The sequence below is a fragment of the Devosia sp. genome (assembly GCF_028290645.1).
GTDB lineage: Bacteria > Pseudomonadota > Alphaproteobacteria > Rhizobiales > Devosiaceae > Devosia_A.
This window is the reverse complement of record NZ_JAQGJL010000301.1, coordinates 1-20,092: the sequence shown is the minus strand read 5'-3', so window position 1 is coordinate 20,092 and position 20,092 is coordinate 1. Positions and strand designations below refer to the sequence as shown.

At 64.1% G+C, this 20,092-nt stretch carries 21 protein-coding genes, 1 tRNA gene and 1 pseudogene; 8 read left to right on the top strand and 15 right to left on the bottom strand.

Annotated features, from left to right (window positions below; all coding sequences use genetic code 11):
* The coding region (locus tag JWQ89_RS16270; RefSeq protein WP_299642654.1) for an MFS transporter at positions 1–761 on the top strand (761 nt) is incomplete at its 5' end.
* Positions 762–876: 115 nt separating this feature from the next.
* Positions 877–1,890: a ribosome small subunit-dependent GTPase A gene (gene rsgA / locus JWQ89_RS16265; RefSeq protein WP_299642652.1), complete on the top strand. Its 1,014-nt coding sequence runs from the start codon at positions 877–879 to the stop codon at positions 1,888–1,890.
* An 85-nt stretch (positions 1,891–1,975) separates the two neighbouring features.
* On the opposite strand, the gene JWQ89_RS16260 is transcribed toward rsgA, so the two are convergent.
* Positions 1,976–2,182: a hypothetical protein gene (locus JWQ89_RS16260; RefSeq protein WP_299642651.1), complete on the bottom strand. Its 207-nt coding sequence runs from the start codon at positions 2,180–2,182 to the stop codon at positions 1,976–1,978.
* A 330-nt stretch (positions 2,183–2,512) separates the two neighbouring features.
* Between JWQ89_RS16260 and JWQ89_RS16255 the strand changes: the two genes are divergently transcribed.
* The 4 genes from JWQ89_RS16255 to JWQ89_RS16240 are packed head-to-tail and all read left to right on the top strand — an operon-like array spanning position 2,513 to position 5,667.
* Positions 2,513–3,397, top strand: coding sequence for a sulfotransferase domain-containing protein (locus JWQ89_RS16255; protein ID WP_299642649.1), 885 nt, complete (start codon positions 2,513–2,515; stop codon positions 3,395–3,397).
* Positions 3,398–3,417: 20 nt separating this feature from the next.
* The gene (locus JWQ89_RS16250; protein WP_299642647.1) at positions 3,418–4,473 is read left to right on the top strand and encodes a hypothetical protein; all 1,056 of its coding nucleotides are present in this window, start codon (positions 3,418–3,420) and stop codon (positions 4,471–4,473) included.
* Entirely contained in the window at positions 4,470–4,748 is a 279-nt protein-coding gene (locus JWQ89_RS16245; RefSeq protein WP_299642645.1) for a phosphopantetheine-binding protein, read from the top strand. The genes JWQ89_RS16250 and JWQ89_RS16245 overlap by 4 nt, the downstream gene beginning before the upstream one ends.
* Positions 4,729–5,667: a hypothetical protein gene (locus JWQ89_RS16240; protein WP_299642643.1), complete on the top strand. Its 939-nt coding sequence runs from the start codon at positions 4,729–4,731 to the stop codon at positions 5,665–5,667. Before JWQ89_RS16245 ends, JWQ89_RS16240 begins: the two co-directional genes overlap by 20 nt.
* Here JWQ89_RS16240 and JWQ89_RS16235 read toward each other — a convergent pair.
* The 11 genes from JWQ89_RS16235 to JWQ89_RS16185 form a co-directional block, all read right to left on the bottom strand.
* On the bottom strand, positions 5,600–6,430 hold the full coding sequence (locus tag JWQ89_RS16235; protein ID WP_299642641.1) for an alpha/beta hydrolase: 831 nt from the start codon (positions 6,428–6,430) through the stop codon (positions 5,600–5,602). The genes JWQ89_RS16240 and JWQ89_RS16235 overlap by 68 nt on opposite strands.
* 35 nt (positions 6,431–6,465) lie before the next feature.
* Positions 6,466–7,665 (bottom strand): glycosyltransferase, encoded by a 1,200-nt coding sequence (locus tag JWQ89_RS16230; protein WP_299642639.1) that lies wholly within the window; start codon positions 7,663–7,665, stop codon positions 6,466–6,468.
* Between the two features lie 167 nt (positions 7,666–7,832).
* A complete protein-coding gene (locus JWQ89_RS16225; protein ID WP_299642638.1) occupies positions 7,833–8,915 on the bottom strand; it encodes an Lpg1974 family pore-forming outer membrane protein in 1,083 nt (360 codons plus the stop codon).
* A 196-nt stretch (positions 8,916–9,111) separates the two neighbouring features.
* A complete protein-coding gene (locus JWQ89_RS16220; protein WP_299642636.1) occupies positions 9,112–9,558 on the bottom strand; it encodes a hypothetical protein in 447 nt (148 codons plus the stop codon).
* Between the two features lie 580 nt (positions 9,559–10,138).
* Positions 10,139–11,104 carry an ABC transporter permease gene (locus JWQ89_RS16215; protein WP_299642634.1) on the bottom strand — a complete coding sequence of 322 codons (966 nt, stop codon included), beginning with the start codon at positions 11,102–11,104 and terminating at the stop codon, positions 10,139–10,141.
* A gap of 6 nt (positions 11,105–11,110) precedes the next feature.
* Complete coding sequence (locus tag JWQ89_RS16210) at positions 11,111–12,184, bottom strand: ABC transporter permease (protein WP_299642632.1); 1,074 nt, start codon at positions 12,182–12,184, stop codon at positions 11,111–11,113.
* Positions 12,181–13,734: a sugar ABC transporter ATP-binding protein gene (locus JWQ89_RS16205; RefSeq protein WP_299642630.1), complete on the bottom strand. Its 1,554-nt coding sequence runs from the start codon at positions 13,732–13,734 to the stop codon at positions 12,181–12,183. Before JWQ89_RS16205 ends, JWQ89_RS16210 begins: the two co-directional genes overlap by 4 nt.
* A gap of 78 nt (positions 13,735–13,812) precedes the next feature.
* A complete protein-coding gene (locus tag JWQ89_RS16200; protein ID WP_299642628.1) occupies positions 13,813–14,949 on the bottom strand; it encodes a sugar ABC transporter substrate-binding protein in 1,137 nt (378 codons plus the stop codon).
* Positions 14,950–15,083: 134 nt separating this feature from the next.
* Positions 15,084–15,815: an FCD domain-containing protein gene (locus JWQ89_RS16195; protein ID WP_299642626.1), complete on the bottom strand. Its 732-nt coding sequence runs from the start codon at positions 15,813–15,815 to the stop codon at positions 15,084–15,086.
* Positions 15,816–16,504: 689 nt separating this feature from the next.
* Positions 16,505–17,005 (bottom strand): HdeA/HdeB family chaperone, encoded by a 501-nt coding sequence (locus tag JWQ89_RS16190; protein ID WP_299642624.1) that lies wholly within the window; start codon positions 17,003–17,005, stop codon positions 16,505–16,507.
* 423 nt (positions 17,006–17,428) lie between these two features.
* A tRNA-Phe gene (locus tag JWQ89_RS16185) sits at positions 17,429–17,504 on the bottom strand.
* A gap of 151 nt (positions 17,505–17,655) precedes the next feature.
* Between JWQ89_RS16185 and JWQ89_RS16180 the strand changes: the two genes are divergently transcribed.
* A complete protein-coding gene (locus JWQ89_RS16180) occupies positions 17,656–18,417 on the top strand; it encodes an SDR family oxidoreductase (RefSeq protein WP_299642622.1) in 762 nt (253 codons plus the stop codon).
* 121 nt (positions 18,418–18,538) lie between these two features.
* Complete coding sequence (locus JWQ89_RS16175; RefSeq protein WP_366144016.1) at positions 18,539–18,865, top strand: DUF559 domain-containing protein; 327 nt, start codon at positions 18,539–18,541, stop codon at positions 18,863–18,865.
* Positions 18,866–19,118: 253 nt separating this feature from the next.
* Here JWQ89_RS16175 and yacG read toward each other — a convergent pair whose 3' ends face one another.
* The 3 genes and pseudogenes from yacG to JWQ89_RS16160 form a co-directional block, all read right to left on the bottom strand.
* Complete coding sequence (yacG, locus tag JWQ89_RS16170; RefSeq protein ID WP_299642620.1) at positions 19,119–19,325, bottom strand: DNA gyrase inhibitor YacG; 207 nt, start codon at positions 19,323–19,325, stop codon at positions 19,119–19,121.
* The gene (locus JWQ89_RS16165) at positions 19,326–19,964 is read right to left on the bottom strand and encodes a Maf-like protein (RefSeq protein WP_299642618.1); all 639 of its coding nucleotides are present in this window, start codon (positions 19,962–19,964) and stop codon (positions 19,326–19,328) included.
* An 8-nt stretch (positions 19,965–19,972) separates the two neighbouring features.
* Positions 19,973–20,092: pseudogene (locus JWQ89_RS16160) on the bottom strand (translation initiation factor IF-1); the annotation flags it as partial.

The window sequence follows — 20,092 nt, the reverse complement described above, 5'->3', positions numbered from 1 at the left end:
TCGATCTGCGGATGTTCAGGGACCGCAACTTCGCCATGGGGACCGTGTTCATCTTCATCGTCAGTGTCACGGTGTTCGCCGCCCTGGCGCTGCTGCCACCGTTCCTGCAGTCGCTGATGGGCTACTCGGTGATGGACTCGGGCATCCTCATCGCGCCGCGCGGCGTTGCCGCCATGATCTCCATGATTTCGGCCGGCATGCTGATGCGCTGGATCGACGCGCGCGTGCTGGTGTTCGCCGGGCTCCTGATAAGCGCCTACTCGCAATACATGATGTGGGGCTTCGATCTCGAGATGAACTCGACCCCGGTGGTCCTCAGCGGGCTGGTCGGGGGCGTCGGGCTGGGCCTCGTGTTCGTGCCCATTTCCGCCCTGACCTTCACCACCCTCAACGCCCGGTTCCGCACCGAGGCGACCAGTTTTTTCGCCCTGTCGCGCAATTTCGGGCAAAGCATGGGCATCGCGCTCGTCAGCGCGGTTCTCACCAACATGGTGCAGGTCAACCAGACCGTGCTCGGCTCGCACCTGACCGCGACCTCGCCCGAGGTGGCCAAGCAGTTGCCCGCCATCCTCACCGGAAACCAGGAATGGCTCGCCGTGGCCCAACTGCTGGTGCAGCAGCAGGCCGCCATGGTCTCCTATCTCGACGACTTCGTGCTGATGACCTGGGTCACGCTGGCGGCAATCCCCATCGTCTTTCTGTTGCGCGGCGCCAAGGCAGCGCCCGCCGGCTCAACCGGCGCCCATGTCGCGCTCGATTGACCCCTGCAGCAGGCCTCGATCAGCCGAGCGGCCCCGCGCCGGACGTGCTAGCAAGACAGCTGCTTGAGAACGGCGCAGGTGCGAGAATGCAGCGATCAAAACCCAGGGGCGCGGCGTGAGGCCGCCCGAGACGAGCCGGTTCCTAGCCGCCTTGGGCTGGTCGCAATTCTTCGAGGAGCAGCTCGAGCCCGCGGAAGCGGAACTCGCCCCGTTCCGCATCGCATCGGTGCACCGCACCGAACTCGCGGCCATGTCCGAGGCCGGCCCGATTTCGCTCACTCTCCCGCCGCGCGCCAATACCGGTGAGTATGCGGTCGGAGACTGGGTGCTCGCCGACCCGCTGACCCGCCTGGTCCAACGCCGCCTCGGCCGCAAGACCATCCTGCAGCGCCCCGCCCACGGCCGCAACACGCCCCAGCTCGCCGCCGCCAATGTCGATACCCTGTTCATCGTCACCTCCTGCAATGCCGATTTCAACGTCGCCCGCCTCGAGCGCTACCTCGCCTTCGCCAACGAAGCCGGCACCATCCCGGTGATCCTCCTCACCAAGGCCGACACCGCCGACAACCCCGGCGACTACCGGCAACAGGCCGCCGGCCTGCAGCGCAGCCTCCCCGTGCTCATCGTCAACGCCCGCCTTCCCGAAACCGCCGCCGCCCTCGCGGCGTGGTGCGGCGAGGGACAGACCGTGGCGGTCGTCGGCTCGTCCGGCGTCGGCAAGTCGACGCTGGTGAACACGCTTGTCGGCCGCGAACGTGGCGCGTCGCAGGAAACCGGCGCCGTCCGCGAATCGGACGCCAAGGGCCGCCACACCACGACCTCGCGCTCGCTCCACCCGATCGCCGGCGGCGGCTGGGTGATCGACACCCCCGGCATCCGGACCCTGCATCTGAGCGACGTATCGGGCGGCATCGAAACGCTGTTCGCCGAGATCACCGAACTGTCGCACCAATGCAAGTTCCGCGACTGCACCCACAGCCACGAACCCGGCTGCGCTGTCCAGTCCGCCCTCGCCACCGGCCACCTCGACCCCGACCGCGTCACCCGCTGGCGCAAGCTCCAGACCGAAAACAGCAGCAGGTCCACGCCGCAGGGCGGCCCGGCGTCAGGTCACCCGAAGCGACGTTGAGGGCACAATCGTCACCGCCGATCACTTCGAGGGCATCTCGCCCGCGTCCCTGCGTGCCAGGCGGCGCAGGCCGCCGGTGCGCAGATCACCCTCCAAAGGCAAGGGACTGGTTCCCGTACGTGGTTACCAATGGCGCTTTCTTGGGCGCCGGCACGGTGTACTGGACGGTCTTGGTCTTAACCTTGCCATCCGTGTCGAGGTAACCGACCTGCTTGGTAAGGACTTGCGCTCCGGTGCTCGAGCAGCCCGCGACCAGCGCCGTCAGGCAAGCAATCACAATGACCTTCACCATCCAGATGCCCTTCATAGCGGTAAATTGGCAGGCGCTTCATACGCCCTAAAGCGCCGGCCCGACGATGGCTTGATGTCCCCTCAGCGGCTGAAGGGCCTCGCACCGGACGATCCTGATCGGCATCGAGAAGGTTGCAAAGAGCGCTGGAAACACAGCCGTGGAGAGTTGCGGCCCGGGGACACGCTATTAAGTTCCGGGTAGGCCGGACGTCGTCTCCCGGCAATAGGATAATGACATGTCGAGGCACGTGTAACCTTGGGGGGCGGGTGCTGCACCTTCCTTTAAGTCATTGGCTGACATATGCTGCCTCCGAAAAAGAGTTGATCGCACATGGGCTACATTTACTGGATTGCTTCCTATCCCAAGTCGGGAAACACTTGGATGCGCGCTTTCTTGGCGGCAGTGGTGACCGGCGCGGAAAGGTTGGATCTCGACGCGCTGCGGCAGATTGCGCCCGACGAGAACATGGGCCGCTACTACCAGATGTTCATGACGAAGCCGATCGAGCAGGCGAGCCTGGAGGAAATCGCCCGGGCACGCCCGATGGCGCATCGTGCGATTGCTGCCGGCGCGAAGGGGTTCTTGTTTCTCAAGACGCACTCCATGCTTGCGCGCCACCTTGGGGCTCCCACCATCACCGCAGATGTCACGGCGGGTGCCATTCATATTGTGCGCAACCCACTCGACGTGGCCGTTTCGTACAGCGAATTCAGAAACCGCGACGTCAGTGCGACTATCGAACTGATGAACCAGCAACGCCGAGTGCTGGATCGGCCGCGGCTTGGGGCGTACGAGGTTTGCGGCTCGTGGGCGGAGCACGTTCGCAGCTGGACCGACAAAGCCCATGACCGGCTTCTGGTGATCCGCTACGAGGACATGCTGGCAGAACCGCAGAAGACGTTTGGTGACGTGGTGTCGTTCCTGCGCATGGATGCGGACGCCTCGCAGGTGCAGCGAGCGATCGAGCGCACCTCGTTCGAGGCACTGCAGCAGGCCGAGGAAACAGCCGGTTTCGGCGAAAGGCCGCCCGAAACCAAACGCTTCTTCAGGGCGGGCCGCAGCGATCAATGGCGGCAGGTCCTTACCGAGGAGCAGGTTGCCCGGATCGCGACAACCTGTGAGCGGGAGATGCGCCGATTTGGATACTGGCTCCCCGAGTTCGACGATCTCGTCAAGGCGGCCGATATCGAGGAACCACGCCACGGACAAGGGTGAGCTGAGCAGGGGGCATCCACATGTCGACTTCGATGAACTACGTGACGGTCTACAAGGACCCCGAGCGCGACGAGTTCCTGGCGAGCAGCCGGAACAGCGCGCCGATCTTCGACAAGAGCACGAAGGCCTGGATCGTGACCAACCCGGATCTTTGCCGGGAGCTGCTGGGGTCCGCCAACCTGGTGCCGGCGCTGGCGATCGAAAGCCAGGAGGTGCCCGGCGCGCTGGAGTCACGGCTGGGAAGCCTCGCCTACGCCTGTCAGCATATTCCGCTCTGCCACACCGGTGATGACCATGCCTCGCTGCGCCGCCGGCTCAGCGAGCACCTCGCGTCGCGCCGACCGGCGATGGCGGAGTGGATGGCGGAAGCGCTGCCCCTCTATGTCGAACCTTTTCGCACGTCCGGACGGGTCGACGTGGTGAATGAAGTGCTCGACCCCCTCATTCGCGGCATGATGCAGTCGTTGGCCGGAATACCGATGCCGACGGAGCTGGATGTCACCCAGACCTCGCGAGTGTTCGACAAGTTCAGCAGCCTGTCACGCCGCACCGAAGTGGCGGGTCTGATGACCGGGTTGCACCGGCATGTCCGGGAGATGATGGGCCCGGAGGCCAGCGAGGACGATGTAGGCCTGCGCCTGGGCCTTGTGGTGATCGGTCACGACGCAACCGTGGGCACTTTCGGTGAGAGCCTGGTACGGCTGCTGTCGGAGTCGGAAGGCCGGCCGCTCAATCAGATCGCGTTTCGGAAGTTCGCGCCGCAGACAGGCGTGCCGTTCGCCGAGCGCATCGTACAGACGCCCTTCAGTGCTGCCGGCGTTGACTTCGAGGCCGGACAGCGCCTCCGGCTGGTGCTGCAGACCTTTGCCCATAGCCCGCCCGAGGAGCATCACCGATTCTTTGGCGTCGGCGCGCATTCGTGCCTGGGCCGGCCGGCATCGACAGACCTGTGGTCAGCCTTCGGAGCGCTCTTGGGGCAACTCTCCAGCCGTGTCAGGGTGCTGTCGTACGAGCTGACACCCAACAACTATATATTCAATGTTCCCAGCAAGTTTCTCGTGGAGGTGATGACTTGAACGAGGGTGAGGCGCGGTCGCTGGTAGTCGCGGCATTGAATGATGCGGCGAGCGTTTTCAACGACGCGGGGGTGTCGGACCGGCTGCGGAGCCCGAACGGCGACGTAACGATCGAGGAGTTGAACCTCGATAGCCTCGACATGGTCGAATGGACCATGCAAATGGAGGTCAGGACCGGGCTGATAGTGGACCCGGCGGAACTGGCGGGAGCCGTCAACCTGTCCGACGTCGTACAAGTGATTGCTGCAAAGCTGAATGCCCGCGACGGCCAGTGAACTGCTGGAGCAGCTACGCTCGGCGCAGACGGCATCCAGTGCCCGGCACGCCCTGAAGGCGCTTGAGGACGACCTGACACCTGGTGAGCTGGCCGCACTGCTGACGGAGTTCGATCAGCTTTCCGGCCTCGCCAAGCTGGCCTGTGAGGCCTCGATTGTCCTGCCGGAGTTGCGCCGGGTGCCAGCGCAACCTTTCCGACGGCGCGACGTCGCGTCCGATGTGGCCTTCTTCTCCGACGGGCTCGCTCCCGCGGCTGAGAAGTCGCTCATTGTTGCCCTGTGCGGCCGAAGCGATCGGCTGATGCTGCCGTGGTCCTTGTTTTTGCAGTTCATCCCCGCCGCGATGTTCGATGTCGTCATCCTCGCGGACCGGAACCGGGACGACTACGTTGCGGGGGTGGAGGGTTACGCACCGGATTTGTGGAGCCTTGTACAACGCGTCCTTTCCGATGCAGGCGCTAGCAGATACCAGCGCCTCTACTGTTACGGCACCAGCGCGGGTGGCCTCCCCGCCCTTCGCTTCGGGCTGCTGGCCGGCGCCTACCGCTCGATCTCCCTGGGCGGGGTGTACAGCTGGGATATCCATCGGCTTCAAAGTGGCAAGGCGCTGCCCGCCTTCGATCCGCTCTGCAGCTGCAATGCCAGGGCAGAGGGCCACTTCGTGTGCGTCCATGCGAGCGGCGCCCGGCATGACAATATGGCGGCTGCCCGTCTGCAGCGGATCATGCAGATGTCCCGCATCCCGATAGACAGCCTTGACCAACACAACGTCGTCTACCCGATCTACAAGGCCGGCGGGCTACCGAATTTCAACGCCCAGCTCTTCGACTTCGACCCGCTACTGCTGCCGCTCACTGGCCAATATTCGGCCGGTTCTGAAGGAAGCCAAGCACCAGCAGCTGCTGGTGCGCGGAGTTGAAATGTATTTGCCCCCCGGGGGAGAGGCTCTCCGCGATTGCGCTCTGAGGATTGGCCAGCGCCGCCTGCAACCGGTTTCGCTCCCCCTGCGGCAATGGGTTTGCCGATAGGTAGAGTAGCGGCGAGCGGATCCTGGCGAACAGTCTTGTCGTATCAAGGGAGCGCTGTTGAACCCGCCTGAGTTGGCCGACGAGCACCGGATCGAAGCGCAGCGCGTAGCGCCCGCCTGTGGTCTGTCGAACCCGGCCGTCCACCAGCGCAGACGCCGCGGGCTCGGGGAGGTTGGCCAGTTCGGGGGAGCCGAGCACGCTCTGACGCGCCTGCTCGAGGGTCGCAAACTCGAGCGCGTCGGCTGAGGGCAGCCTGTCCTCGTCAACTGTCCAGTTGAGGGGGACATCGGTGGCGATCAGGCGATCGAGATCGAGAGTCATGCGGACATTCAGCAGCAGCGCAACCAGCGCGCCCCAGCCCTTGCCGATGATGATGGTCGGTCCGCGCTTGAATCGCTGGATCAAAGCCATCAAGGCAATCAGAAACGTATGCGGCCGGTACTGGGCGGCATCGGCGAGATAGGCGCTGTCTCCGCGTCCCGGCAGGTCCGGACAAACCACGCGGTACTGATGCGCGACCAGAAACCCGGCGAGCTGGCGAAAGTCCCGGCTGTTTCCCCAATAGTCGTGGAGGCAGAAAATTGTCGCCGCGGCTTGCGCTGGCTCGTAGGTATCCACCGACATTTCGATAAAGCCGCCACCGCTGCGCAGCATCAGCCGCTCGGTGGCGCGGACGGGCGCTGTGTCAGTCATGTCGCGCGGGCAAGCCTGACCCGCGCCACCAGTTGTTCGAGCTCTGCAACAATCGCCGGAAGCCGGAGGTCGGGATCGTGCTCGCGCCAGCGTGCCAGCGAGGCCTGGTGATATTGCTCATAGACCATGCGATCTCCGAGCAGCTGGCGAAGGCTTTCTACCCAGGGAATCGCCTCGACGATGGGCGGAACCAGCCAATGTTGCTCGACCAGTGGAGGCGGCGGGTCGATGACGATGCCCGCGTCGCCGACAAGCTCGGCGATCCCGCCCCGATTGGAGACGACCGACGGGATGCCATGGGACAGCGCCTCCACCGTGACGCGGGGGCCACTGTCGTGCCACAGGGAAGGCACCAGCAGTATCTTCGTTGCCGCAAAGACGAGGCCCATGTCGCGCTGCAAGCCAATGCGCTTGACGCTGCCGTAGCGCGAAAGATCCAGCCCCGTCCGCCGCTCCGCTGTTTCAAGCTTGCCGCGGCTCTCGACGACAAGAAATTTCGCCTGCGGCAAGGATTGAGCCGCCAGCTCGACGATGCGCATGAACAGCGTCACACCCTTTTCGGGCGAGGGATTGATGAATGTGACAAACTGCGGAGGCGGCGCGTTAGGTGGCGAGACGGGTTTTTCGATGAACTTGCCGATCACCCTGCAGTCGAAGCCGAAGCGGTCCGCGAATAGCTGCCTCGTCGCCTCGGTATCGGTGAAGATCAGGTCGGCGTGCTGGAAATCCTCGATCTTCTTGTAGCCCGGATGGACCAGGTAGAAGACGGTCGCGATCCCCCGCTCCTGTGCCTTCTTGAGCAGGGACCGCTCGTAGCGCCTGGCGCCGTAAAGCATCAGCACATCGGGCTTATAGGTATCCAGCATGCGTAGCACGCGGTTGTAGAGCGTCTGCTCGTCGGCCTGGGAAAATTGTCGCTGGACCTTGGACGGAAAGAGTTCGACGTAATGGTGGACGTCTTCGTCCACGGCCAGCCACAAGGTCTGTGGCAGGCCGGGCTCCTGCACCGGCAAAGCGCCGGTCGCCGTGATGTTCTGAACAGGGTCTTCGGTTTCCGGTCGATCGTAGATCGAAGCGCTGAACGACCGGCATTCAACGCCGAACCGGCTTAGGAACCGCAGGAACGTCCTGATGCTGATCGCCGCGCCGTTGCTGGTATCCAGCGTACAATTGATTGCGCTGAAAAGCAGTCTCACGCCCGCTCCTTTGCCGCTGGATCTGACAGGTGGTGCAAAATCAACCCAAGGCTAACAGCGGTCGCAAGGACCGACAAGCAGCCACGGCTGCCTCAGTTGCACCCAGCTTGAGCCAACAAAAATGGGTGGCACCGACCGGCGCCACCCACCCGCAATTTGCGGACCGATCAGAAGCCGCCGGTCAGGCTCACGAACGGCCCGTGCACCAGCCGCTCTTCGTCGTTGTCGTCGTAGGGCCCTACATTCAGCAGCTTCTCTGCGCGATAGCCGATGGTGAGGGCGCTGCTGTCGTCGAGGTAGTAGTCGAAGCCGGCCTTCGCCTCCAGGTCGACCACCATCTTGCTGGTGCTGTAGGACGAGGAGAACGACAGAGAGTCAGTGAAGCTCGAATTGGTGTCCCCGATGGAGCCGCTGCCCGAGCCACCACTGCTGTCGAAGTACGTGGTGGTTCCGCTGATCGTACTCGCTGCCGACCACGTCGTCGTCTGCTGACCGAACAGCACGGACCCGGCAACCGTCCCGGACACGCCGAAATTCGTACCCTCGAAGCGATGCGCCGCCGAAACCCCCAGCCGCGGACCGGCGCCGAAGAACTCAGTCTTCATGCGTGAATCGCTCGTGACATTGAAGTACGTATTGTTAAAACCCGACCCAGATCCGAGCCCGGAGTCATAAAAACTGGAGGAAAAGCCGGAGATATCGGCGTGCGTATCACGTTCGCCGGCAAAATGCAGCCCGCGAATGCCCGCAAAGAGGCGCACCGACGTCGTATCGGTCAGCACCGGGGCATAGCCGACTTCAAAATCCATTGTCTCGAAGCCGAAAGCACTCCGCGCATTATATGTCCCATTGGCATCGAGACTATACGAGGAGAAGCTCAGCCCACTGCCCCCAGAGCCGGAGACAATGCCGGAAAAACTTAGGGACGCAGTACTGTCGAGCAGTTGGTTGACCGAACCCCCAAGCCTCACGTCCCAGTTATTGTCGATCTGCTTGCCGACCGAGAAGAAGGCGTTGTAGCCGAGATGATCCTGGAAGTCGCTGAGATCGGTGTCGAAGCCCGACCCCATCTTGTCTTCTTCGAGACCGGCTAGACTCATCTCGGCGGGGCTGAGCAGCAGCCCGCCGCCGACATTGAAGGTGTATCCGTTCGTGGCAGGCTGGATAACCTGGGCGAGCGCCTGGCCATTGGTGGCGGCGAGCGTTGCAATGGCCGACACCGATTGGAGCAATACGACTTTTGTGCGCACGTTTTGAGTCTCCCAAGCTTATGCGGGGACCCTACACGGACTTCCTTACTTGTCGACTCCACCCGCCGGGGAGAGACGATAAAAAATACTATGGCGACGCAAGTTTCATTATGGTCGTGGAAAAAATGTCACAGTTCGGCCGGCGAATGACCGTACTCGCAACGCATTTCGCCTCATTCGGCGGCGATATCGTCGCTCACGAACCAGCGTTGGCGATCGACGCCTTGCGTGGCGATCTGAGGTCGCCGCCATAGCTACGCTTGAAATACACGCGCACGCCGGGGTTTAGCAGTCTCGCCTGCCGCACCATGGCAGCAATACTGTCCCCTTGCGGACTGACAACGATCGTGAGGGCAACCGCCTCCGTCCGATTCGGGACGACCTTCAATGGACCGCGATCCTCCACCCACAAAGTGGCGCTTGCGGGCAGCGCGTAGGACCATCCGACATAACCGACGAGGCGCCCGGCATCGTCCACGGCAGCCACGTTTTGCCGAAGCTCGAGCTGGCGCCGAACCGCGGCACCGATCCTTGCGAGTCGGTACTCGGCAAAGGGTGGATGCCTGCTCAGCAGGTCAAGCACCAAGCCAATGGCTTCGAAGGTTGGCCCCAGACTGGTGATCTGGATCTGTGCATCAGTCATGGCTATCCGTCACCATCATGGTTTCCCTTGGCCCCGCTCCGAGACGCGCTGCACCCGTCCATCGCCGCTTGGCGCACAATACTCGCGAATTGGTTGAAGGGGCAAAAACGACCAGCACGCGCCAGCATGTACGTGGCGCGCACCCCAGACCGGACAGTGAGCCTATGCTGGCGAAGCAACGCTCGCCAATGGATGGACGTGACTGTCCCCGAGATGTCCGAGATCCTGGGCGCCAAACGCTGGGTCGACCCAGAGGGCCCCTGCTCCGTCAAGTTCCCAACTCAATGGGTGAGGCGAACTCCTCGGAGCCCGATCCTGCTCAAGGTCCACACCGTAGGAGTACTCCCCAGTGGGCTCGCGGAACCGGTCGTCCGGAGGGAAGCCAAATGTCGCCAAACCCTTTGCGATAGTACCTCGCGTCCCCTCGTTCAGGGCGTCGGTTATTGTCAGGACGCGGCCAGGTTGGTCGGCAAGCCAGATGTACTTTAGCGCGCCGCTATCTTAGCCTCCACCGAAGGCGTTGGTACGGCCCAGACTTCCATCTGTCATTGCCGTCGTGAGACATTCCCCGACCCAGGCCTCAACTCGTGACCTTCGCCGTTCGCCCGTAGACCAGCAGCATGACGATGATCACCAGCCCGTAGATGATCTGCCGACCGGCCTCTGGCATCTGCATGATCGAGAGCACCGAGTTGAGCAGCACGATGAGGATCACGCCGACCACCGTACCAATGAAGCGGCCCCGGCCGCCGAGTATGTGGGTACCGCCGATCACCACCGCGGCAATTGCCGGCAACAGGTAGGCGTTGCCCATGCCCTGGTAGGCCTTGGCCGAGTAGCCGGCGAGCAGGATGCCGGCGAGGGCAGCGCAGAGGCCTGAGACGACGAAGGCGCCAACGATCACCCAGCGGGTACGGATGCCCGAGAGGTACGCGGCCGCCTCGCGGTTGCCGGTGGCGTAGATGGATTTGCCGAAGGCCGTGCGGCTGAGCATCGCCGCGATGACCACCGAGACGGCAGCCCAGACGAAGATGGCGACGGGCACGCCGAGGATGCGGTCGGAAGCCAGGTAGCGCATCAGCGGGGTGGACTCGGTGACGGGCGAGAAGCCGCCGGTATGGGCCACCATCAGGCCCCGCATCACCGAGTCGACCCCGAGGGTGAAGATCATCGAGGGGATGCGCAGGTAGGCGACGCCGAAGCCGTTGAACAGCCCGACAAGTAGCCCCACGGCGAGGCCGGTGGGGATGGCGCCGGGCCCGCCGACGGTGGTTGCCATCATCGCTGCGGCGGTCATCGTCCAGGGCACCGAGAGATCGATGTGACCCAACAGGATCACCATCATCATCCCGGCCGCGACGATGCCGAGAAAGGCGCCGGTCTGCAACTGGGTGAGGAGGTAGTTCGGCGTCAGGAGCGGCGCGGTGCCGAGTGTCGCCAAGGTGTAGACCGAGCCCAGCGCCAGGATCACCAGCACGAAGCCGGCGGAGATGGCGATCGGCAGATCGTCCGATCTGAGGCGGGGCACGGTGAGGGCGTTGGCCATGGGGTCCTACCTGAACAGTTCAAGACGGTTCTTCACCCGCAGCGTGCGGATGGCGCCGAGGCTGACGGCGGCGAGCAGCACGACGCCCTCCACCAGGGGCTGCAGCAGCGGATCGACCGAGAGGATGCGGAAGTAGAACGAGATGGCGCGAAGGATCAGGGCGCCGACCAGCGCCCCGATCACCGTGCCGACACCGCCGAGCAGCGAGATGCCGCCCAGCACTACTGCGGCGATGGAGTTGAGTGTATAGGCGCCGGCCTGCGGGATATCGGCGCTGCCCGAGCCGGTCTGGATGGCCAGATAGAGCCCGGCGCAGCCGGCGAAGAAACCGGCCAGCGTGAACGCCCAGAGCTTGGCCCGGTTGATCGGCAGCCCGGACATGTAGGCGGCGCCCTCCGACGAGCCGATGGCGTAGAGGGTGCGGCCGGTGACGGTGCGGCGGAACGGAATCCATACCGCGGCGGCGATAACGACGAGGATGATCAGCGGCACCGGGAACCAGGCGATGGGCTGGAACCAGCTGGCTTCGCCGTCCTCGAACAGGTGATAGGTCTCGGCTAGGTCGCGCAGCGAGTTGGTAGCGGCCCAGTTGAGGTCGAGATCGACCTCGCCGCCCGGCTCGGGGCGGATCAGCAGTGCGAGGCCGACGGCGACCGCGCCGGTGGCGAGCGTCGCGATGATCGGCTGCAGCCGTCCGTAGACGATGACGAGGCCGTTGACGAGGCCGAAGCCGGCGCCGGCGGCGACCGAGACGATGCAGCCGACGACGATCTGCCACGGCTCGCCGCGCACCATCTCGCTCGCGATGCAGCTGGTCAGCGTCATCACCGCGCCCACCGACAGGTCGAGGCCGCCCATGATCACCGTCATCGCCTGCGCCATGGCGACGAAGGCGAGGGCCACGGATTCGTTGGTGTTGGCGATGAAGACGTTGGTGGAAAAACCGCGCGGGTGGATTAGATTGTAGACGATGTAGAGCACGGCGAGCAGCGCCAGGGCGCCGTAGAAGCCGCGGTTCTGGCGGATCGACATGCCGATCGCCGAGGCGCGCGGGGGAGTGGTGATGGCGACGGTGCTCATGCGGGCACCGGCTGCCGTTCGGGCGTTTCGACGGGTTTGGTGATGTTGAGGGCCGCTGCCACCAGGGCTTCCTCGGTGATGGCATCGCCTGAGAACTCGGTGACTATGCGGCCGTCATACATCACCGCCACGCGGTCGCAGCAGCCGATAAGCTCAGCATAATCAGTGGAGTAAAAGAGGATCGCGGTGTCCTTGTCGGCCAGTTCGCGCATCAGCCGGTAGAGCTCCTGCTTGGTGCCGACGTCGATGCCGCGGGTGGGGTCGTTGAGCAGCAGGATCTCGGGGTCGGTCATCAGCCACTTGGCGATCACCACCTTCTGCTGGTTGCCACCCGAGAGGCTCGCTACCGGGTCTTCCGGTTTGTTGAGCTTGATCTGCAGTTGCGCCACGGCGTCGCCGACGGCCTGCCGCGACTTTGCCCTGTCGATGAACGGACCCTGACTGACCTTGTCGTAGCTGGCGGCAAGCAGGTTGTCGCTGATCGACATGGGCAGCATCAGGCCCTCGGTCTTGCGATCCTCGGGGACCAGCGCGATGCGGTTGCGGCCGCCCTTGGCGTCGGCGGGCGAGGCCGGCAGGACGGCCGTGCTCCCCACCGTCACCTTGCCCTCGACGCCGCGCAGCACGCCGAACAGCGCCAGCAGCAGCTCCTTCTGGCCCTGGCCGTCGAGCCCGCCAAGGCCGACGATCTCGCCCTTGCCGACTGACAGCGAGACGCCGTTGAGCCGGTTCTCCCATTTCAGCCCCTCGATCGCCAGGTGCGGCTTGCGCACCAGCGGCGGCGGCTTGGGCGGGAACTTGTGGACGATGTCGCGGCCGATCATCAGCTTGACGATCTCGTTCTGGGTGCGGGCGCCCTTGTCGAAGGTCTCGATGTGGCGGCCGTTGCGGAACACCGAGAGGGTGTCGCAGATCGCCTCCACCTCGTGCATGCGGTGCGAGATGAACAGCATGCCGGTGCCCTCGGCCCGCAGTTCGGCCAGCACATTGTGCACGGTCTCGACATCGCGGCTGGTGAGCGCCGAAGTCGCCTCGTCGAGGATCAGCAGTTTCGGGCTCTTGCCGAGCGCTTTGGCGATTTCGACCATCTGGCGGCGCGACAGTGACAGGTCGCGGATCAGGGCCCGCGGGTCGACGTCCTCGCAATGGATGCGGGCCAGCAGCCGCTCGGCGCGGTCACGCTGGGCCTTGCTGTCGATCAGCCCGAAGCGGCGCGGAGGGTCGGAGATCGAGATGTTGTCCGCGACCGTCAGGTCCGGCATCAGCGACAGCTCCTGGAACACGCAGACGATGCCGGCCTTCGCGGCATCGGAGGGTCGTGAGAATTTGTGCTCCGTGCCCTCCACCGTCAGCGTGCCGGTATCGGGCTGGACAACGCCCGCCATGATCTTGATCAGCGTCGACTTGCCGGCGCCGTTTTCGCCGAGAATGGCGTGGATCGAGCCCCGCCGGCAGGAAAAATCCACGCCTTCGAGCGCCCTCGCGCCAGAGAAGTACTTCGAGACACCGCTCAGTTCGGCGAATGGCCGCGCGGCCTGACCGTCAAGCATTCCAATCCTCTCCGCATCGAACAGAATGGAGAGGCGGCGCCGGCATCGAACCGGCGCCGCCCTTCGGCGTGCGGAGGTCTACTGCACGTTCTCCTCGGTCTGGGCCATGATGGAGGGGCCCGAGATGTTCACGCCGCAGGGCGGGAACTGGTTGACGGTGAAGAAGTTGTCCGGCAGGTCGGTCCAGAAGTTCTCGCCGTCCTTGAGCTGGGTGTAGTCGACCATTGGCAGCGGCACCGAGATGAGCTGCGGCATGACGTTGCCCTCCAGCGCCGAGATCGCAGCCTTGATCGAGATGGCGACGAGGCCGGGCGACTGCCCGATCGAAAGGCCGGTGAGGCCCTCGGCCGAGTGTGCTGCGACGAGTTTTCTGAAGCCGTTCTCCGACTCACCGCCCACCGGGACGTATGGGTGCTTGGCGTCGAGCAGCGCCTGCACGGTGCCGGTGGAACCGCCCTGGGTGATCACGGCATCGAACTGGCCGTGCACGGCGAGCGCGTCGGCGGTCACCTTCTGCGCGGTGCCGTCGTCCCAGTTGCCGACCACCTGGACGATTTCCCAGGGGCCCGGCGTGGCGTCGAACACTTCGTGGATGCCGATCGAGCGGTCACGGTCCACCGAATTGCCGGCGAGGCCGCGGACTTCGAGGATCTTGCCCGAGGTCTTGCCCTTGGCAGCCAGCTCCTTGACCACGAACTCGGCCCAGGCGCGGCCCATCTGCAGCTGGTCTTCGTTGACCATCATGACCGCGTCGGTATCGAGGATGTTGTCGAACGGCACCAGCACCACGTTCTCGCGGTCGGCGAGGCGGATCACGCGATCGAAGCCTTCGGGCGAGACGGCGATGGTGATGATGGCGTCGAAGCCCTGGTTGATGAAGTCCTCGATGGCGCCGAGCTGGGCCGGCGCGTCGGTGCCGGTCGAGACCACCTTGAACTCGGCGATCTTGTCCTTGATCGCGGGGTCCTCGGCAAAGGCCTTGGCGGTCTTGACCATCTGGATGCGCCAGGTGTTGCCGACATAGCCGTTGACCACGGCGATGCGGTACGGCCCGGGTTGGGCTTCCCACTGGAAGTACTTGGTCTCGGCGCTCCAGGGCGCGAAGCAGGCCGGATCGGCGCCGGGCCCCGAGACGACCTTGGGTCCGGCATAGGTGAGGCTGGTGGTGACGAGAAGGCCAACAAGCGCGGCCGAGGCTATGCGTAGTACGTTCATAGTGTCTCCTCCCAGAGAACGATCTGAAACAACTAGGCAGTCGCTGGTCCTGGTGTCCGGTGTCCTCGCGCCGTCCACCTGTCGTCGGGCCCGTTCGGGCCCCATCGGCACGCCGTACCCGGCGTCGCCAAACTCTACTCCTTGAACAGGGCCAGACCGGCTTCGAGGTGCTGGCTCATGCGGTATTGAAAGGCGATCCGGTTGCGCGTCTCGACGGCGTCGACGATGCCGCCGTGCTCGTCGAAATTGACCCCGTGCGACTTCAGGCGGCTGACGCCGTTCTCCATGATCTTCAGCATCACCGGCTTCATGATCTGGTAGATTTCGAGCACCTGGTTGTTGCTCAGGATGCCGACGAGCCTCGTATGAAAGCGGAAATCGTGCTGCGCGGCGGCGTGGATCTGCTCTTCCTCGCGCATCGCGTCGTTGATGGCGCGCAGATCGGCGATATCGGCTGAGGTGGCACTCTCAAACAGGCGGTCGACGGAGCCGACCTCGATCAGCTGACGCAACCCCTGGATATCGAGGAAAGTCTGCCGGCTCAGCTCCAGAGTATTGAACGAATACAGGTCGAACACTGCATCCATGCGGCGGTCGATGATCACCGCCCCGACCTTGGGGCGCACGTCGACGACCCCATACGCCTTGAGGATTCGCATCGCCTCGCGCACCGTGGTGCGGCTCGAGGAGAACATCTCGCCCAGTTCGCGCTCCGAGGGCAGCGGATCGCCGACCCCCAGGTTGCGCGTTTCGATCAGCGCCTTGATCTGCCCGACAAGCGTTTCCACGGCGGAGTCGGAGAGGTGCACCGCGCCGGGCTTGTTGCGCGCGCCCCTGTGCCTAAGCCCAACGACATTGGCCGACATGACCGGATTGCCTCGACAGTGATGTGGCTAGTCCCCTGGGTCCTACATTTGTAGGACCACGGCACGCTAGTTTTATGGATTTTGCATGTCAATAGTGCTGCAGGGGGAGTGGTGGGCCGGTTGTGACAGCAACTGGTATGACAAATACTAAATTGCACTGATTTCATCGGACGTTGTCGAGTGATACCGGGCGAAAACATCGCTTGCTAATATGTTAGAGGGTGGGGCAGGCGTCATTCGCCTGCGTAGCGGGCCGTCCGGCCCAGCGAGGAGGGCGTCCCAAGTGTTGCCGCTCGCTTCACTGCACTTGTGGCGAGGGCACGCTGTCGACTTGGCCTTGCGCGGCTACCACGCGGTCTATCCCGTTGGCGGGTGGTGGAAGACGCATGTTGGCCGGAAGACCCGGCCGACCCGAAAGTCCGCTGCCACTGGGCCGCTGAACAGATCCTGCCCCGGCACATCTGGCGCGACCGCGAAGTGCCAAAGCGTAGTGATTGTTGGGGTTGCAGCAGTTCGGCTTCGACGAATCCCACAAGCCATACGACCTAGTGGGCAATGGTTGGCTTATTCGCAAGCGCAGATGAAAAAGGCCCGCCACCCAAGGGGCAACGGGCCAGAGGACTTCGGAGTAGACAGCCAAGCTACTCCATCTTCCCCGCTGCGCGGATCAATTCGCCGCGAAGCCCGGTTCAGGGCGTCGTCGTACTCATCCCGGCGGCTCCGCCATTGCTGGTGATTGCATCACCGAGGATGGTGTCGGGCGTCGTACCGCAAGCCGTGATGATCGTTTGCGGATCGAGCGAGAGGCCGACCATGTCACCCAGCTTTGACCCCGCCGCGGCAGGGGTCGCCGCGTCCGGCGAGGGCTCGGCCGGCGCTGCACCTTCGGCAGGGGACACGCCTGCGGTCGGCGCTGCACCTTCGGCCGGCGCAGCCTCTGTCGACGGGGGCGGGGCGGTCTCTGCCTGGTCGGTGGGCATCGCGATTTGGCCCTGCTTGAACCCTTCCTGGTATCCAGTGAGGTAAAGGATCAAGTCGTGCGACTCGTCCGCCGACAGGCCAGCAAGGTCACTGCATTTGAGGGTGCTGGCATTACCTGCCTCCGACGGGGCCTGAGCCAGCGCGGCGGGCGCTCCACAAAATGCTGCTGTGACCACGAATATGGTCGATGCCAAAATGGATTTGTTCATAAATCTTCTCCCTTTAGGGGGTTGGCCGCGTTCGTCACGCGGGTTCCCAAGGAACCTCGTTGGAGCGGTATTGTTCCCCCCGCCGCAATGTCTTTCCCTCGCCGTGGCGGGAGGCCGTTTACCGAAGCTGGTTTTGGCAATTGGTTCTGAGAGAGATGTAATGAGGCGGGGCTCACGGGCTGCAGCACTCCGCAAAGCGGAAGCGGAAGCTGAAGCTTCAGAACGCCAGATCATAGCCTGGACTGGGCATACCACGCTCAAAGAGGTGACCGCTATACTCGAGCCGCGAGACAGAGGCGTCTGGCCACTAGGCAGCTGAATTGGGTGCGCACCCTCCAAAAGGTCCCGCTTTCCGACGCCTCGCCACAAAGTGGGACACGACCGAGGCTTAAGAGCTTGGAAACACGACGAAAAGGAAAAGGGTGGTGCCCGGGACCGGAATCGAACCAGTGACACGCGGATTTTCAATCCGCTGCTCTACCAACTGAGCTACCCGGGCAACCGTCGGCGCCCGAGGGCGCGCTGAAGTCGGGCGGTTTATAGGGGCTAAGGTGCACTCGCGCAAGCGTGAAAACCCGCCCTTCGGATGGCTTGCCACTGCAATCTCAACGGGTACTGTCGGGCCCCAAATCAACAGAGGCAAGGGGCCCATGCTGGACGATCTCAAAGGCAAACGCGCACTGGTGACGGGCTCATCGACGGGCATCGGCGCCGCCGTGGCCAAGGAACTCGGGCGCCTCGGCGTCGCGGTCGCGGTGCACGGCAACAAGAACGCGGAAGCCGCGGAAGCCGTCGCCGCCGAGATTCGCGCCGCCGGCGGCGCGGCCGTGGTCGTCACCGGCGATGTCAGCGCCTCGGGCGAGGCCGACAAGATCGTCGCCGCCGCCGTCGCCGGGCTCGGCGGGCTCGACATCCTCATCAACAACGCCGGGGCGATTCTCGATCGCGTCACCAACGCCGGCTTCGACGAGGCGACATACGACCGGGTCTACAACCTCAATGTGCGCTCGGTGCTCGCCGTCACCAAGGCGGCTTATCCGCATCTCAAGGCTGCCGGTGGCGGCTCGATCATCAACACCGGCTCGGTCGCCGGCCGCTTCGGCGGCTTCGGCGGCTCGGCGGTCTACGCCTCCGCGAAGGCCGCCGTGCACTCGATTTCCCGCAACGCCGCCCGCGAGTTCGCCCCCGACCACATCCGCGTCAACGTCGTCGCCCCCGGCTTCATCATCACCCCGTTCCACGACAAGACCCCGCAATCGGTCAGGGACAACGCCGCCGCGCAAATCCCCATGCAGCGCCTCGGCACCGCCGAGGACTGCGTCGGCGCCTACATCTTCCTCGCCGCCGATTCGATGTCGGGCTACATCACCGGGCAGATCATCGATGTGAACGGCGGGCAGCTGATGCCCTGAGTCCTCGGGTCCGGACTATCAGTCGTCCTCTCCCCCTTGGCGGGGGAGAAAGTGATTTCTTAGGTTTAGCCGTTTGGCTAAGCCTTAGAAATCACAAGAGAGGGTGTCGCGATCTATCCACATGCGCCGGAAGGTCTCATCAACTCAGCGATCCTTTTCCAAGTCCCTCCGCACCAGCAGCACCGACGCCGAGCGCAAGCTTTGGTCGCTGCTCCGCGGCAATCAACTTGCCGGGCTCAAGTTCAAGCGCCAGGTCCCGCTCGACGGCTACATCCTCGACTTCGTGTGCTTCGACGCACGCCTGATCGTCGAATTGGATGGCGGGCAGCATTCAGGATCGGCAGCTGATTTGGTCCGGGATGCACATTTCCGGGCGGATGGGTTCCGAACGGTCCGGTCTGGAACAGCGACGTCTTGCAGAACATCGAAGGCGTCTTCGAGAAACTGAGCATCGTGCTCGAGGGGCAGCATCGCTGACCCCCTCTCTTGCGATTTCTAAGGCTTAGCGAAGACGCTAAACCTAAGAAATCGCTTTCTCCCCCGCCAAGGGGGAGATGCCCGACTGATAGCCCGATGCGAGTGGAAGGCACGAACCATCTCCCCCTTGGCGGGGGAGAAAGCAAAATCTTGAGTTTAGCCGCTTGGCTAAGCCCTGGATATTGCAAGAGAGGGAGTCCCGATCTCTCAGCTGACGCAGGGACCTACTCCTCCTCGTCCTCATCCCCCGGCTTGACCGCCCCATCCTCCTCCACCGGTTCCGCCGGGATCACATAGCTCCCGCTGAGCCAGCGATTGAGGTCGATGTCCGAGCACCGCCCCGAGCAGAACGGGTGGAACTGCTGGCTCGAGGGCTTGCCGCAGATCGGGCAGGGGCGGGTGGGCTTGAGCTTGATGATCTCGGCGGCCATCTAGACCGCCGCGAGGCTCGATTGGTTGAGCCAGTTGAAATGGACCGGATAGCCCTCGCCGGCGAGCAGCCCCACGGTCTCGTTGAGCGGCAGGCCGACGACGGCTGAGTAGGAGCCCTGGAGCTTCAGGACGAACGCGCCGGCGATCCCCTGGATGGCATAGCCGCCGGCCTTGTCGCGCCACTCGGCGCTGGCGAGGTAGCTTTCGATCTCGCGCGTCGAGAGCCGCTTGAAGCGGATGCGCGTCTCGACGAGGCGTTTGCGCATCTGGCCCGACGGCGTCAGCATGGTGACGGCGGTGAACACCCGGTGCGAACGGCCCGAGAGCATGCGCAGGCACTCGGACGCTTCTTCCATCGTCTCGGCCTTGGGCAGGATCCGCCGGCCGACGGCCACCACCGTGTCGGCGGCCAGCACCAGCGCGTTCCCGGCGATGCCGGTGCTCTTCGCCTTGTGCTGGGCGGTGATCGCCTTCTGGTCGGCGAGCCGTTGCGCGAGCTTGCGCGGCAACTCGCCCTTTTCGGGCGTCTCGTCGATATGCGCGGGAACCAGATGTTCGGGCTCGATGCCGATCTGGTTGAGCAACGCCAGTCGCCGTGGCGAGGCGGAAGCAAGGATGAGCTCGGGACGGCTGGCCATTGGGTGCCCTACCTGAAGCGATACGTGATCCGGCCCTTCGTCGGATCGTATGGGGTCATTTCGCACAACACCTTGTCGCCCGACAGTACGCGGATGCGGTTCTTGCGCATGCGGCCGGCGATATGGGC

What these genes read in the sequence shown, in the direction of transcription:
- JWQ89_RS16235 (WP_299642641.1), bottom strand. Translation starts at nt 6,430, where the DNA reads ATGCTGCGCAGCGGTGGCGGCTTTATCGAAATGTCGGTGGATACCTAC.
- JWQ89_RS16210 (WP_299642632.1), bottom strand. Translation starts at nt 12,184, where the DNA reads ATGAGCACCGTCGCCATCACCACTCCCCCGCGCGCCTCGGCGATCGGC.
- JWQ89_RS16180 (WP_299642622.1), top strand. Translation starts at nt 17,656, where the DNA reads ATGCTGGACGATCTCAAAGGCAAACGCGCACTGGTGACGGGCTCATCG.
- JWQ89_RS16215 (WP_299642634.1), bottom strand. Translation starts at nt 11,104, where the DNA reads ATGGCCAACGCCCTCACCGTGCCCCGCCTCAGATCGGACGATCTGCCG.
- JWQ89_RS16255 (WP_299642649.1), top strand. Translation starts at nt 2,513, where the DNA reads ATGGGCTACATTTACTGGATTGCTTCCTATCCCAAGTCGGGAAACACT.
- JWQ89_RS16200 (WP_299642628.1), bottom strand. Translation starts at nt 14,949, where the DNA reads ATGAACGTACTACGCATAGCCTCGGCCGCGCTTGTTGGCCTTCTCGTC.
- JWQ89_RS16240 (WP_299642643.1), top strand. Translation starts at nt 4,729, where the DNA reads ATGCCCGCGACGGCCAGTGAACTGCTGGAGCAGCTACGCTCGGCGCAG.
- JWQ89_RS16250 (WP_299642647.1), top strand. Translation starts at nt 3,418, where the DNA reads ATGTCGACTTCGATGAACTACGTGACGGTCTACAAGGACCCCGAGCGC.
- JWQ89_RS16175 (WP_366144016.1), top strand. Translation starts at nt 18,539, where the DNA reads ATGCGCCGGAAGGTCTCATCAACTCAGCGATCCTTTTCCAAGTCCCTC.
- JWQ89_RS16195 (WP_299642626.1), bottom strand. Translation starts at nt 15,815, where the DNA reads ATGTCGGCCAATGTCGTTGGGCTTAGGCACAGGGGCGCGCGCAACAAG.
- JWQ89_RS16260 (WP_299642651.1), bottom strand. Translation starts at nt 2,182, where the DNA reads ATGGTGAAGGTCATTGTGATTGCTTGCCTGACGGCGCTGGTCGCGGGC.
- JWQ89_RS16220 (WP_299642636.1), bottom strand. Translation starts at nt 9,558, where the DNA reads ATGACTGATGCACAGATCCAGATCACCAGTCTGGGGCCAACCTTCGAA.
- JWQ89_RS16190 (WP_299642624.1), bottom strand. Translation starts at nt 17,005, where the DNA reads ATGAACAAATCCATTTTGGCATCGACCATATTCGTGGTCACAGCAGCA.
- JWQ89_RS16205 (WP_299642630.1), bottom strand. Translation starts at nt 13,734, where the DNA reads ATGCTTGACGGTCAGGCCGCGCGGCCATTCGCCGAACTGAGCGGTGTC.
- JWQ89_RS16165 (WP_299642618.1), bottom strand. Translation starts at nt 19,964, where the DNA reads ATGGCCAGCCGTCCCGAGCTCATCCTTGCTTCCGCCTCGCCACGGCGA.
- yacG (WP_299642620.1), bottom strand. Translation starts at nt 19,325, where the DNA reads ATGGCCGCCGAGATCATCAAGCTCAAGCCCACCCGCCCCTGCCCGATC.